Origin of the sequence: Streptomyces sp. NPDC059567, from assembly GCF_042735655.1 — a bacterium.
GTDB lineage: Bacteria > Actinomycetota > Actinomycetes > Streptomycetales > Streptomycetaceae > Streptomyces.
Genome location: NZ_JBHWBS010000139.1, coordinates 1 through 14,516 on the forward strand (window position 1 = coordinate 1; position 14,516 = coordinate 14,516).

Sequence of the window (14,516 nt, forward strand, 5' to 3'; positions counted from 1 at the left end):
GCCCTGGCGGGCCGTGCCGCCCGGCACCCGGTCAGCTGGTCGGTCCGTCACGCCGTCGGCTCGTCAGCCGGCCGGCTTCCGGGCCGATCAGCAGTGCCAGGAGGTGACCGGGCAGGAGAGACAGGTGCCGGTACCCGTGAAGGACTTGGCCTCCATGGCGGGCGAGTCCTGGACCACGACCTCCAGGTCGAGGTCGAGGTCGAACTCCAGCTCTGCGGTAAGGGCGGTTGCCATGTGTTCCTCCGAAGAGTCGCGGTCGTGCGGTGCCCGGTTCGGCCGGTCACCGATCACGCCGTGGTGCGGGATGAAGATCTAGGCGGGCCCTCCAAACCGCCACTTAAGGGCCCCTAATTCCCGCCCGGCCCATCCCCGACGACCGGCCGAGGCGGCACGGGCAACCGCCCCCGGCGGCCGGTGCGACCTGGAACGCCGGGCCCTAGACGGCTGTTAGGGCCGCTTTAGACCGCTCGCCAAGCATGGCCGCGTCGTACCCGACGTACGGGGAGAGCTGGGAATGGTCGAGAAGACGGACGACACGCTGCGGTCGTTGTACGAGCAGGGCCGCGTGGCCGCCGAGTATCCGCTGGTGCGTGGCCTGATCGGCGCGGGCGACGCGGCCGGGACACGCTGGGCGGGAAACCTGCTGGCGCGCCTCGGCGCGGACGCCGTGCTCGCCGAACACCCGGACACACCGGTCCTGTCGGTGGCGTTCACCGGGCACAGCACCGTGTCCGGGCTCGTCGCGCCGGTCACGGCCGAGCTGGCCCGGCACGGTCTGCTGCTGCGCCCGCACGTGTCCGACTTCGACGGCTACGTCTTCGACCTGTCGGACGCCGCGAGCGAGCTGTACGCGGCGAAGCCCGACGCGGTCGTGTGCCTCCTGGACGCCTCCGTGGTCTTCGACGAGGTCCCCGTGCCCTGGAGCCCGGAGGACGTGCGCCGGGTGTTCGACGAGAAGCTGACGCTGCTCGACGGGCTGGCGACGGCCTTCGACGGAGCGGGGCAGGGCACGCTGGTGTTCAACACCCTGCCGCTGCCGCGCGAATGGCCGGCGCAGCTGATCGGCGTACGCGACCGGGCCAGGCTCGGCGCCGTGTGGCGGGAGGCCAACGCGCGGCTGCTGCGGCTGATGGACGACCACCCCGCCCTGACCGTCCTCGACCTCGACCCGCTGCTCGGCGCGGAGCTGCCGCTCCGTGACGACCGGCTCGGTGTCTACACGCACACGGAGCTGTCGCCCGAGGCACAGGCGGCGTACGCGCGCGAGGTGGCCCACCTGCTCCGCGCGTCCACCGGCCGCGCGAAGAAGGTCCTGGTCCTCGATCTGGACAACACGGTCTGGGGCGGGATCCTGGGCGACGACGGGATCGAGGGCATCGAGGTCGCGGGCTCCTACCGGGGCGAGGCGTTCCGCCGGTTCCAGCGGACCGCCCGGCAGATCGCGTCCCAGGGGGTGCTGCTCGCCGCGGTCAGCAAGAACGACCTGGACCCGGTGCGCGAGGTGCTGCGGTCCCACCCCGACATGACGCTGCGCGAGGACGACTTCGTCCGCGTCATCGCCAACTGGCGTCCCAAGCACGACAATCTGCGCGAGCTGGCCGCCGAGCTCAATCTCGGGGTGGACAGCTTCGTCTTCGCCGACGACAGCCCGTACGAGTGCGGGCTCGTCGCCCGTGAGCTTCCGGACGTCGCCGTGGTGGCCCTGGACGACGAGCCGGCGCTGCATGTCGAGAAGCTGCTGCGGGACGGGTGGTTCGACGTACGGGACATCACGTCCGACGATCTGAAGCGCCCCGAGCGGTACCGGGAGGAGCTGGACCGCAAGGACTTCCTGCACAGCTTCTCCTCGCTCGACGACTATCTGCGCGAGCTGGACGTCCAGGTGCGCTTCGCCGACGCCTCTCCGGCCGAGCTGGCGCGGGTGTCCCAACTGACGCTGCGTACCAACCAGTTCAATCTGACCACCGAGCGGCTCCAGCAGTCCGAGGTGGCCGAGCGGGCCGCCGCGCCCGGTTCCCTGGTCCTCACCATCCGCTCCGGCGACCGGTTCGGCGACAACGGAGTCGTCGGCGCCGTCCTCGCCCACCGCGAGGACGACACGCTCGTCATCGACAACTTCCTGCTCAGCTGCCGGGTGTTCGCCCGCGGCATCGAGCAGGCCTGCCTGTCGGCGATCCTCGGCCACGCCCGGGAGGAGGGCCTGCGCTCGGTGCGGGCCGGCTACCGGCCGTCCGCCAAGAACGGCAAGGTCCAGGACTTCTACCCCGGCAACGGCTTCAGCCCGGCCGGCGGAGGCACCGACGGTGCCCCCACCCTCTACCGCCACGACCTGGCGGAGATCCCCGCGCCGCCGGAGCACATCCGGCTGACCCTGAGCCTGGGAGGGCTGCACCAGTGAAGAGCCTCGACGACTTCCTGTCCCTCGTCCACAGCGAGATCGGCCTGTCCCTCACGCCCAAGACGGTGGGTGCCGGCTTCGACGAGCTGCCCGGCTGGGACTCGCTGCACCTGCTGACCCTGCTCACCGCGATCGAGCGGGAGACCGGGCAGCGGGTACCGATGACGCAGGTGCTGGAGTCGACCAGCCTGCACGACATCTACGCGCTGACGGCGCAGACGGTGGAGCCATGACCGGCGGCGCGGGTCCGGCGGCAGCGGCCGGCGGATCCCGTACGGATTCCCCGGCGGCCGGCCGCACGGAGTACCGGGGCGCCGGGTCCGGTACGGAGTCCCAGGCCGGCGGATCCCGTAGGACGGGCACGGTCACCGGGGCCCGTACGGCGTCCCCTGCCGCCGACCCGTCCGCCGGGGACATCGGTCCGGCCGATGGTCCCGCGGGTCCGGCCCGTTCGGCGTATCTGCTGCCCCGGCAGGCCGAGCCGGCCTCCGCGCGGCTGCGGCTGTTCTGCTTCCACCACGCCGGCGGGGCGGCCTCCTCGTTCTCCGGCTGGCAGTCGCGCCTGGGCGGTGCGATCTCCGTCGTGCCGGTGCAGCTGCCCGGCCGCGAGCACCGGGCCCGCGAGCCCCGGCTGCACGACTTCGCGCGGCTCGTCGACGAGCTGGACGAGGCGCTCGACCCCCTGATGGACGCGCCGTACGCCTTCTACGGGCACAGCATGGGCGGCATCGTCGCCTACGAGCTGGCCCGGCGCCGGGTCGTCCAGGGCCGCACACCGCCGCGTCAGCTGCTGGTCGGCGCCTGTCCCCCGCCGCACACACCGCGTGGCGACATCTCGCCGGACCGGCTCACCGACGAGGAGCTGACGGCCTGGATGACCCGCCTGGACGGGGTGCCCGAGCTGGTGCTCCGCTACCCGGAGTGGCTGCGGCTCGCCGTCGCCGTGCTCCGTGACGACCTGCGCCTGGCGCACAGCCGCGTCCCCGGCACCGACCACGAACCGCTGCCGGTCCCGGTCCGGGTGCTCGCCGGGTCGAGCGACCCGCTGGTGACGCCCCGGATCGCGGCCGACTGGGCACGCCACACCTCGGCGGACTTCCGGGTGTTCACCCTGACCGGCGGGCACTTCTTCCACCGGTCCGCGCCCGCGATCGTGCTCCGGCTGATCTCCTCGCTGCTCGCCGCCGAGCACGCCGCCCGGTCCTGACGGCCGCGCCCCGGCTTCCGGCGCTCTTCTCTCCCCCCTCGCACTCCCTGTTCCACCTGAATCCCGCGCAACCGAAATTCGGAGACGGTAGACGATGACTGCTGCACCCCACCCCGTCGTACTGTGGCCGGTCTCGGCGCCCGGACCGGCCTCGCTGCGTGCGCGCGCCGCCGCCGCGGCGGAACTGCTCGACGCCCTCCCCGGCCTGTCACCCGCGTCGGCCGCGGCCGCGCTGACCGCCGCCGACGAGGCGGCCGCGCACCGTGCGGCCCTCCTCGGCCGGGACCGCGACGAGCTGCTCGCGGGACTGCGCGCGCTGGCGGCCGGACGGATCGAGGAGGCCGCCGCCGAGGGGCTGCGCGAGGGCCGGGTGCCGGAGACGGGCGGCGCCCCGGGCGCCGTGTTCGTCTACCCCGGATTCGGCGCGCACTGGGACGGGATGACCGTCGATCTGCTCGACGGGTCCGAGGTGTTCCGGGAGAGCGTCGAGGCATGCGCCGAGGAGCTGCGCCCGCTGGTGGGCTGGGATCTGGTCGAGGTCCTGCGGGGCGCCGAGGGCGCTCCGCCGCTGGAGTCCGCGGCGGTGGTGATGCCGGCGCTGGTCGCCGTGATGATCTCGCTCACCGCCGAGTGGCGCTCCCGAGGAGTCGAGCCGGTCGCGGTGGTGGGGCACAGCATCGGCGAGATGGCCGCCGCGCATGCGTGCGGGGCGCTGCCCCGGTCCGAGGCGCTGCGGATCGCGGCGGTGTGGGGCGCGGCGCTGACCGAGGAGCTGTCGGGCCGGTGCGGCATCGTGGCGGTGCTGCTGCCCGCCGAGGAGATGCGGGCGCGGCTGGCCCCCTGGGGTGACCGGCTGGGTCTCGCCGCGGTCAACGGACCGGGTTCGGTGACCGTGTCGGGCGACGAGGACGCGCTGGCCGAGCTGGAGGCCGCCCTCGCGGCGGAAGGGGTACGGACGCGGCGGATCCGGGCCGACTTCCCCGTCCATGTCGGCCAGGTCGACGCGATCATGGACCGGCTGCTCGACGGGCTGGGGTCCGTGCGCCCGGCCGCGTCGCGGATCCCGTTCTACTCGTCGGCGCGCGGCGCCCTGCTGGACACCGTGGAGCTGGACGGACCGTACTGGGCGGGGCAGTTGCGCCGCCCGGTGCTCTTCGAGCCGGCGGTGCGCGCACTGCTCGCCGACGGCCACGGCGCGTTCCTGGAGGCGGGCCCGCACCCGGTGCTCAAGATGGCCGTCGAGGACATCGTCGAGGACGCCGGCCGGGCGGGGGACGCGGTCGTGACCGGGTCGCTGGTACGCGACCGGGACGGCCACCGGGCTCTTGCCGCGGCGTTCGCCGACCTGTGGGCGCACGGCCTCCCCGTCGACCTGGCCCGGGCGACCACCAACGGCGCGGCCGAGGCGGGCGCCGGCGCCGAGGCGGACCCGGGCGCGAGCGAACCGGTACGGCTGGAGCTGCCCGCGTACGACACCGCGGCCGACGCCGCCGAGGCCGCCGGACCGGCCACCGAACTCCGGGCGGAGCTGGACCCGCTGGCCCCCGCCGAGCGCCGCCGGCGCCTGCTGGAGCTCGTACGGGAACAGACGGCGGGAGTGCTCGGGGCCGGTCCCGGCGGCACGGTCGGTGCGCCCGGTGACACCTTCCGCGACCTCGGCCTGGAATCCTCGGCCGCCGTCGGACTGCGCAACCGCCTCGCGCAGGCCCTGGGCGTACGCCTGCCGGTGGCCGTCGCCTTCGACCACCCCACCCCGGAGGCCCTCGCCGCGCATCTGCACACGCTGCTCTACGACGCGGCGGCGCCGCGCGCGACCGCCCGGCGGGCACCGGCCGATCCCGGCGAGCCGATCGCGATCATCGGCATGGCCTGCCGCTACCCGGGCGGGGTCGACTCGCCCGAGTCCCTGTGGCGCCTGGTGACCGAGGGGACGGACGCGATCGGCCCGTTCCCGGACGACCGCGGCTGGGACGAGGACCTGTACGACCCCGACCCGGATGCCGCCGGCAAGTCGTCCACCGCGCGGGGCGGGTTCCTTCACGAGGCCGGTGAGTTCGACGCCGGATTCTTCGGCATCAGTCCGCGCGAGGCCACCGCGATGGACCCGCAGCAGCGGCTGCTGCTCGAAACGGCCTGGGAGACCTTCGAGCGCGCCGGCATCGACCCGACGTCGCTGCGCGGCAGCGACACCGGCGTCTTCGCCGGCACGTACGGGCTCGAGTACGGTCCCCGGCTCGCGGAGGCCACCGAGGGCGTCGACGGCTATCTGCTGACGGGCCAGCTCAGCAGCGTCGCCTCCGGCCGGATCGCGTACACCCTGGGCCTCGAAGGCCCGGCGATCACCGTGGACACGGCCTGCTCCTCGTCCCTGGTCGCCCTGCACCTGGCCGCGCGCGCCCTGCGGCAGGGCGAGTGCTCGCTGGCGCTGGCCGGCGGCGCGGCCGTCATGGCGAGCCCCGGTATGTTCGTGGAGTTCAGTCGCCAGCGGGGGCTCTCCCCGGACGGCCGCTGCAAGGCGTTCTCTGCCGAGGCCGACGGCACCGGCTGGAGCGAGGGCGTCGGTCTGCTGCTCGTGGAGCGGCTGTCGGACGCGGTACGCAACGGGCACCCGGTCCTCGCGGTGGTGCGGGGCACGGCCACCAACCAGGACGGTGCCAGCAACGGTCTCACCGCGCCCAACGGGCCCTCCCAGGAGGCCGTGATCCGCCAGGCCCTGGCCGACGCGGACCTGACGCCCGGTGACGTCGACGCCGTCGAGGCGCACGGCACGGGCACCCGGCTCGGCGATCCCATCGAGGCGCAGGCCCTGCTCGACACGTACGGCCGTGAGCACGACGCCGAACGCCCGCTCTGGCTGGGCTCGTTGAAGTCCAACATCGGCCACGCACAGGCGGCGGCCGGTGTCGGCGGTGTCATCAAGATGGTGATGGCGCTGCGCCACGACCGGCTGCCGAGGACCCTGCATGCCGAACGGCCCACGGAGCACGTCGACTGGTCGGAGGGCACGGTCCGGCTGCTGACCGAGGACCGTCCGTGGCATACGGTCGACCGACCGCGCCGCGCGGCCGTGTCCTCGTTCGGCATCAGCGGCACGAACGCGCACGTCGTCATCGAGCAGGCGCCGGAAGGCTCCGAGGGCGAGGTGTCCGAACTCCCGGCGCTGCCCTGGCTGTTGTCCGCCAAGAGCGACGAGGCACTGCGCGAGCAGGCGAGCAGGCTCCACGCGTACGCCGTCGAGCACCCGGACGTCCCGGCCGAGCGGGTCGCGGCCTCGCTGGCCGCCCGTACCCGCTTCGACCACCGGGCGGTCGTCGACTCCGCCGACCGTGACGGCCTCCTCGCCGGCCTCGCGGCGCTCGCCGAGGGTGCCGAGGCGCCTGGCCTGACGACGGGCACCGCGACCACCGGCACCACCGCGTTCCTCTTCACCGGCCAGGGCAGCCAGCGTCTGGGCATGGGGCGTGAACTGCATGCCGCCGACCCGGTGTTCGCCGCCGCTTTCGACGAGGTGTGCGACCGCTTCGACGCCGTCCTGGAGCGGCCGCTGCGGGACGTGGTGTGGGGGCAGGACGCGGAGCTCCTCCATCGGACCGAGTACACCCAGCCCGCCCTTTTCGCGCTGCAGACCGCGCTGTACCGGACCCTGGAGAGCCGGGGGATCGTCCCCGACGCGCTGATCGGACACTCGATCGGCGAGATCGCCGCCGCGCACGCCGCCGGGGTCCTCGACCTGTCCGACGCGGTGACCCTGGTCGCCGCCCGGGGCCGGCTCATGCAGTCCGCCCGCTCCGACGGCGCCATGATCGCCGTGCAGGCGACGGAGGACGAGGTACTCCCCCGGCTGACGGCGGGGATCGGCATCGCGGGGCTCAACGCGCCCGGCTCGCTGGTGATCTCCGGTGACGCGGCGGAGGCCGAGGCACTGCGGAAGCACTTCGCGGCGGAGGGCCGCAAGAGCACCCGTCTGACCGTCAGCCACGCCTTCCACTCGGCCCACATGGACGGCGTCCTCGACGACTTCCGCCAGGCCATCACCGGCCTGACCTTCCACACCCCGAAGATCCCGGTCATCTCCAACGTCACCGGACTCCCCGCCACGGGCGACGACCTCACCACCCCCGCCTACTGGGCCGAACACATCCGCCGGGCCGTCCGCTTCCACCCCGGCATCCAGCACCTCGAAGCCGACGGCGTCACCCGCTACCTCGAACTCGGCCCCGACGCCACCCTGACCGCCCTCACCCAGCAGACCCTGACGGCGCCGGCGGTCGTCGCGGCCACCCTGCGCCGGAAGGCCCCCGAGGCCGGCACCTTCGCCGCCGCCGTGGCCCGTCTGCACACCGGCGGCCACTCCCCCTCGACCTGGCACCCGGCGCACCCCCCCGCCCACCCGGAAGACCTGCCGACCTACCCCTTCCAGCGGGACCACTACTGGCTCGCGTCGCAGCGCGCCGCGACCGATGTCACCGCCGCGGGGCTGACCGCGTCGGACCACGCCCTGCTGGGCGCGGCGGTCACGCTGGCCGACTCCGACCAGCTGGTCCTCACCGGCCGGATCTCCCTGCGCACCCACCCCTGGCTCGCCGGCCACACCATCGCGGGGACCACCCTCCTGCCCGGCACCGCCTTCGCCGACCTCGCCCTGCACGCGGCCGGGCTCACGCAGACCCGGACGGTGGAGGAACTCACCCTCGAAGCCCCGCTCGTCGACGGCGCGCAGGGACTTCTGCCGTTCGGGTTCGGCGGGGTGACGCTGTACTCGACGGGCGCCACCCGGCTGCGGGTGAGCGCACGGCCGTCGCCCGACGGAGGCGTGACCCTGCGTCTCGACGACCCGACGGGGGCTCCGGTCGCGGTGGTCGAGTCGCTGGTGCTGCGCGAGGCGTCCACGGCGAGCCTGGGAGCAACCGCCCGGCAGCACCCGCTGTTCACGGTCGCCTGGCAGCCGTCGCTCGCGGCCGACACGGTCACGGGGACGGAAGCCGAGGCCGCCGGCCAGGGGCGCCGGGTGGTGCTCGGCGGCTCCCCCGAGGCCCGGGAGCTGGCCGCCGCGCTCGGCGCCGAGCCGTACGCGGACATCGCCGCGCTCCGGGCGGCTCTGGACGCCGGAACGGCGACCGCCCCCGAACTCGCCGTGTACGCGCCCGGGTCCGCCGCGTACTCGGGTCCGGAGCTCCCGCTCGACGCCGCTCGGCGTACCGCGCACGAGGCGCTCGCCACCGTGCAGGCCCTGCTGGACGACGACCGGCTCGCGGACACCCGCCTGGTGGTGGTGACGCGTGACGCCGTGGGAACGGCCGCCGCCGAGGCCGGCGTGGCACCGGAAGTGACGGCGGAGGGCCTGGCCGCCGCGCCCCTGTGGGGCCTGGTGCGCTCGGCGCAGTCGGAGTACCCGGGCCGTTTCGCGCTGGTCGACGTCGACGGCGCACCGGAGTCGCTCGGGCGGCTGTGGACCGTCGCCGCGTCCGGGGAACCGCAGAGCGCGGTCCGCGCGGGCGAGATCCGCATGCCCCGGCTGGCCCGGGTCGCCGACGCGACGCCGACGGACGGGCCGTACGCGCAGAGCGCGCCGAGGCCGCTCGCGGCCGACGGGACCGTGCTGATCACCGGCGCGTTCGGACGGCTCGGCCGGCTGCTCGCCGAGCATCTGGCCGCCGAGCACGGCGTACGGCACCTGCTGCTCACCAGCCGCCGGGGCGCCGACGCCCCGGGTGCGTCCGAACTCGTGGCCCGACTGGCCGAGTTGGGTGCGGAGGCGCACATCGAGACCTGCGACACCGGGGACCGTGCCGCGGTCGCCGCGCTGCTGGCATCGGTGCCCGTCGCCCATCCGCTGACCGCCGTCGTGCACACCGCCGGTGTCCTCGACGACGGTGTGGTCACCGCGCTCACCCCCGAGCGGCTGGACACCGTGGTGCGCCCGAAGGCGGAGGCCGCCTTCCATCTCCATGAGCTGACCGCCGGCCTGGATCTGTCCGCGTTCGTCGTGTACTCGTCCGTGTCCGGTCTGATCGGTGCCGCCGGGCAGGCGAACTACGCCGCGGCCAACACCTTCCTCGACGCGCTGACCCACCACCGGCACGCCCTCGGCCTCCCGGCGACCTCGCTCGCCTGGGGCCTGTGGGGCGAGGGCGGCATGGGCGAGAAGCTGGGCGGCTCCGACCTGGCGCGGATGGCCCGCTCCGGTGTGGCCGCGATGACGGAGGCCGACGGGCTCGCCCTGTTCGACGCCGCCTTCGGCCGCCCGGAGCCCCTGCTCGTGCCCGCCCGTCTGGACCTGGCGGCGGTACGGGCCCGGGCGGCCTCCGGCGGGGTGCCCCCGCTGCTGCGCGGGCTTGTCCGCGCGCCGCTGCCCCGGGCCGGCGCGGCTGCACCGGGCGGTGACGGCGGGTTCGCCGCGGAGCTGGCCGGTCTCGACGAGGGCGAACAGACCCGCAGGATCACCGAGCTCGTGCGTGAGCAGGCCGCGGCGGTGCTCGGCCACGCCTCGGCGGCGGCCGTCGACGTCACCACCGGGTTCAAGGACCTCGGTTTCGACTCGCTCAGCGCGGTCGAGCTGCGCAACCGGATCAACACGGCGACCGGCCTTCGGCTGTCGGCCACGCTGGTCTTCGACTACCCGGCCCCGCAGGCCCTGGTGGCGCATCTGCGGGAGCGGCTGACGGCGGGAACCGCGGGCGGGGCCGCTCCGGTCGTGCGGGCCGCGACGGGCGGCGGGGCGGGCGCGGCGTACGAGCCGGTCGCGATCATCGGCATGGCCTGCCGCTACCCGGGCGGGGTCGCCTCGCCCGAGGACCTGTGGCGGCTGGTCTCCGAGGGGACCGACGCCGTGGGCCCCTTCCCGCAGGACCGCGGCTGGGACCTGGAGAACCTGTACGACCCCGACCCCGAGGCCGTCGGCAGGTCCAGCACGGACCAGGGCGGATTCCTCTACCGGGCGGGCGAGTTCGACGCCGAGTTCTTCGGCATCAGCCCGCGCGAGGCCACCGCCATGGACCCGCAGCAGCGGCTGCTCCTGGAAACGACCTGGGAGACCTTCGAGCGGGCCGGCATCGACCCGGCCGAGGTGCGGGGCAGCGACACCGGCGTGTTCGCCGGCACGATGTACCACGACTACGCGCCGCCCGTGCAGCACATGCCGAAGGAGCTGGAAGGCATCCTGCTGACCGGCAACACCGGCAGCGTGGTGTCGGGGCGGATCGCGTACACGTACGGGCTCGAAGGCCCGGCGATCACCGTGGACACGGCGTGCTCGTCGTCGCTGGTGGCGCTGCACCTGGCGGCGCAGTCGCTGCGGCAGGGCGAGTGCTCGCTGGCGCTGGCGGGCGGCGCGACGGTGATGGCGACGCCCGGCACCTTCGTGGAGTTCAGCCGGCAGCGGGGGCTGTCCCCCGACGGCCGCTGCAAGTCCTTCTCCACCACGGCCGACGGGACGGGCTGGAGCGAGGGCGTGGGCCTGCTGCTCCTCGAGCGGCTCTCCGACGCGGTGCGCAACGGGCACCCGGTCCTGGCGGTGGTGCGGGGCACGGCCACCAACCAGGACGGCGCGAGCAACGGTCTCACCGCGCCGAACGGGCCCTCGCAGGAGCGGGTGATCCGGCAGGCGCTCGCCAACGCCCGGCTCTCCGCGGACCAGGTGGACGCCGTCGAGGCGCACGGCACGGGCACCCGGCTCGGCGACCCGATCGAGGCGCAGGCGCTGCTCAACACCTACGGCAGCGAGCGGGACGCCGAACACCCGCTCTGGCTGGGCTCGTTGAAGTCCAACATCGGGCACTCCCAGGCCGCGGCGGGCGTCGGCGGTGTCATCAAGATGATCATGGCGATGCGGAACGGGGTTCTGCCCCGGACCCTGCATGTGGACGAGCCGACCGACCATGTCGACTGGTCCGACGGCACCGTCCGGCTGCTCACCGAGAACCGGGAGTGGCCGCGGTCCGGCGACGAGCCGCGCCGGGCCGGCATCTCCTCCTTCGGCATCAGCGGCACCAACGCGCACGTCGTCATCGAGCAGGCCGACGCCGCGTCGGCCGGCGGTGAACCCGCCGCGCTTCCCTGGCTGTTGTCGGCCAAGAGCGACGAGGCGCTGCGCGACCAGGCGCGGCAGCTCCACACGTACGCCGTGGAGCACCCGGAGACGCCCGTCCAGGACGTCGCCGCCTCGCTCGCGGCCCGGGCCCGGTTCGAGCACCGGGCGGTCGTCGACACCGCCGACCGCGACGCGCTCCTCACCGGCCTCGCCGCACTCGCGGCGGGCACGGAGGCACCCGGCCTGGTCAGCGGCGCGGCGACGCCCGGAGGCACCGCGTACCTCTTCACCGGTCAGGGCAGCCAGCGTCTCGGCATGGGGCGTGAACTGCACGCCGCCGACCCGGTGTTCGCCGCCGCCCTCGACGCCGCGTTCGCCGCGCTCGACCCGCATCTCGACCGGCCCCTGCGCGAGGTGATGTGGGGGGAGGACGCGGAGCTCCTGAACCGGACCGACTACACCCAGCCCGCCCTCTTCGCGCTGCAGACCGCGCTCTACCGGGCCCTGGAGCACCGGGGGATCGTCCCCGACCACATGGCGGGGCATTCGATCGGCGAGATCGCCGCCGCGCACGCCGCCGGCGTGCTCGACCTCGACGACGCCGCCCGGCTCGTCACGGTCCGGGGGCGGCTGATGCGGGATCTGCCGGCCGGCGGCGCGATGATCGCCGTCCAGGCCACCGAGGAGGAGCTGCTCCCCCATCTGACGCCACGGCTGTCCGTCGCCGCGCTCAACGCGCCGGACTCCACCGTGATCTCGGGTGCGGAGGAGGACGCGCTCGCGGTACGGGAGATCTTCACGGCCCTCGGCCGGCGCACCACCCGGCTCAAGGTGAGCCACGCCTTCCACTCGCCCCTGATGGAGCCGGTGCTCCAGGCGTTCGGGGAGGCCGTCTCGGAGATCCGCTTCCGTGAGCCGGTCATCCCGCTCGTCACCGCGGGCGATCCGACGTCCGCCGCCTACTGGACCGCGCACATCCGCGACGCCGTCCGCTTCACCGACCATGTGCGCGCCCTCCAGGAGCTGGGGGTCACCCGCTATGTCGAGCTGGGCCCGGACGCCACCCTCACGGCGCTCGCCCAGCAGTCGCTCTCCGGACCGGCCGTGCTCACCCCGACCCTGCGTCGCAGCGGTGACGAGGGCACCACGTTCGGCGCGGCCCTGGCCCGGCTGCACACCAGCGGGCACTCGCCCGCCGCGTGGCGGCCGGAGCGCACCCCGGAGCACCCCGAGGACCTGCCCACCTATCCGTTCCGGCAGGAGCACTTCTGGCTCACCCCGCGCACGGATTCGGCGGGCGGGGCCGGGTCCGGGCACGCCCTGCTCGACACGGAGGTACGGCTGGCGGAGGGCGGCGGTCTCGTGCTGACCGGCCGCGTCTCGCTCCGTACGCATCCGTGGCTCGGCGAGCACGCGGTCGCCGGGACGGTCCTGCTTCCCGGGGCGGCACTGGTCGACCTGGCCCTGCACGCGGCGGACCTCACCGCCGCCGGGTCGGTCGAGGACCTCACCCTGGAGGCCCCGCTCGTCCTGGCCGCGTCGGCGGCCGTCGACCTCCAGGTGACGGTCGGCTCGGCGGACGGGTCGGGCCACCGGCCACTCACCGTGCACTCCCGTGCGGCGGGCACCGACGAGGAGGAGAGCGCCTGGACGCGGCACGCCGCCGGCTCCCTCGCTCCCACCTCCCCGCAGGCGGAGCACCTCGCCTGGCCGCCGCCCGGCGAGGCCGTCGACCTCGCCGGCGCGTACGACGAACTCGCCGGCCGGGGCTATGCCTACGGCCCGCTCTTCCAGGGCCTCACCGCCCTCTGGCGCGACGGCGACGACCTCTACGCCGAGGTCACCCTCCCCGAAGGCACCGACACCACCGGTCACACGCTCCACCCCGCGCTGCTCGACGCCGCGCTGCACGCGCTGCTCGTCGCCGATCCGGACGCGCCGCTGCGGGTGCCGTTCAGCTGGTCCGGCATCACCGCGCACGCCGCCGGCGCCACCCGGCTACGGGCCCGGCTGCGCCGCGGCAGCCCGGACACGGCGACCCTGACGCTGGCCGACCCGACGGGCGCCCCGGTCGCCACGGTGACCGAACTCGCCCTGCGAGCAGTGGACTTCAGCGGGCTCGCCGATGCCTCCGCGGGGTCCCGGGATCCGCTGTACGTCCTGCGGTGGCAGGAGATGCCGGCCGCACGGCCGGCCGACGACACCGCGCCGGAATCCTCATGGGCGGTGCTCGGGAAGGACGGCGCGGACCTGGCCGGACAGCTCGGCGCCCGGGCGCATCACGCGGACCTGGCGGGGTTGCGGGCCGCGCTGGACGCGGGCGACCCGGTGCCGTCCGTGGTCGTGCTGCCCCTGTGGGAGCGGGGCGACGACGTGCTCGTCGCCGCCCACGAGTCGGCGGCGGACGCCCTCGCCGTGGTGCAGGAATGGCTCACGGAGGAGCGGCTGGCCGACGCGCGGCTCGTGGTGGTCACGCGCGGCGCCGTCGGGGCGGGCCCGGACCCCCGGGTGACCTCGTCGGCCGTCGGTGTCTCGACGGTGTGGGGTCTGCTGCGCACCGCGCAGGCGGAGACGGCGGGCCACTTCACCCTGGTGGACCTGGCACCGGACGCGGGGGCGGACGGTGGCACGGCTGCGGAAGCGGCCCTGCTGCCCGCGGCGGTCGCGACCGGCCGGGGGCAAGTGGCGCTACGGGACGGCCTGTTGTACGCCCCCGTGCTGGCCCGCTCCGGAACGGCCGCGACCGCCACGGACACGGAAGGAGGGTCGCGCAAGCGGGCCTTCGATCCGGAGGGGACGGTGTTGATCACCGGCGGCACCGGCGCACTCGGCAGCCTCCTCGCCCGCCACCTCGTCACCCACCACGGCGCACGCCACCTCAT

5 protein-coding genes are annotated in these 14,516 nt (G+C 74.8%); 4 read left to right on the forward strand and 1 reads right to left on the reverse strand.

The window, feature by feature from the left end:
* Positions 1 to 87: 87 nt before the first annotated feature.
* A complete protein-coding gene (locus ACFVZW_RS34780) occupies positions 88 to 234 on the reverse strand; it encodes a hypothetical protein (protein ID WP_383562364.1) in 147 nt (48 codons plus the stop codon).
* Between the two features lie 280 nt (positions 235 to 514).
* Here ACFVZW_RS34780 and ACFVZW_RS34785 point away from each other — a divergent pair, with 280 nt between their 5' ends.
* The 4 genes from ACFVZW_RS34785 to ACFVZW_RS34800 all read left to right on the forward strand — a co-directional run.
* A complete protein-coding gene (locus ACFVZW_RS34785; protein WP_384530138.1) occupies positions 515 to 2,398 on the forward strand; it encodes an HAD-IIIC family phosphatase in 1,884 nt (627 codons plus the stop codon).
* Complete coding sequence (locus tag ACFVZW_RS34790; protein WP_384530140.1) at positions 2,395 to 2,631, forward strand: acyl carrier protein; 237 nt, start codon at positions 2,395 to 2,397, stop codon at positions 2,629 to 2,631. The genes ACFVZW_RS34785 and ACFVZW_RS34790 overlap by 4 nt, the downstream gene beginning before the upstream one ends.
* Positions 2,628 to 3,605, forward strand: a complete 978-nt coding sequence (locus ACFVZW_RS34795; RefSeq protein ID WP_384530143.1) for a thioesterase II family protein — start codon at positions 2,628 to 2,630, stop codon at positions 3,603 to 3,605. Before ACFVZW_RS34790 ends, ACFVZW_RS34795 begins: the two co-directional genes overlap by 4 nt.
* 94 nt (positions 3,606 to 3,699) lie before the next feature.
* Positions 3,700 to 14,516, forward strand: a 10,817-nt coding sequence (locus tag ACFVZW_RS34800) for an SDR family NAD(P)-dependent oxidoreductase (RefSeq protein ID WP_384530146.1), incomplete at its 3' end; no start/stop codon positions are given.